The organism is Luteimonas panaciterrae, from assembly GCF_020511115.1.
In the GTDB taxonomy this organism is placed as follows: Bacteria; Pseudomonadota; Gammaproteobacteria; order Xanthomonadales; family Xanthomonadaceae; genus Luteimonas; species Luteimonas panaciterrae.
On the sequence record NZ_JAJAVH010000045.1, the window covers coordinates 1 to 379 of the forward strand.

General features: G+C 65.7%; 1 protein-coding gene. It reads left to right on the forward strand.

Annotated features, from left to right (window positions below; genetic code table 11):
- Positions 1-373, forward strand: a 373-nt coding sequence (locus LG367_RS18150) for a hypothetical protein (RefSeq protein WP_226470672.1), incomplete at its 5' end; no start/stop codon positions are given.
- Positions 374-379: the final 6 nt, after the last annotated feature.

A 379-nucleotide genomic window follows, 5' to 3' on the forward strand; every position in this document is an offset into this window, starting at 1 on the left:
GGCGGAACTGGCGCTTGCGATCCATCGTGACCCCGCCAGCATTGCCACTTTCTTTTGCGTGACCGCACCTGACGGCACTGTCACCCATCACGCCCCAGGCGAAGACGAGACCACCTCACTGCCCCTCATGACAGCATCGGTCGAGGAAGCTGCGGCAGTCATGTTCGCCGCGCTGCGCCGCGTGGCGGAAGACTTCGACGATACCGGCCGCGTAGACTGCTGCATCATCAGCCTGGACACGCTTGCCGCCGTCCTGCATGCCCTACAGGTAGCGGGCATGCCCGCGGAGATCAAGACCAAAGACAGTCCTGCGCACGGCTTGGCTGGCGATCTGCGGCGCGGTCTGGCTTCCAGCCGTGGCCGGCGCCCGTAGCGTCCT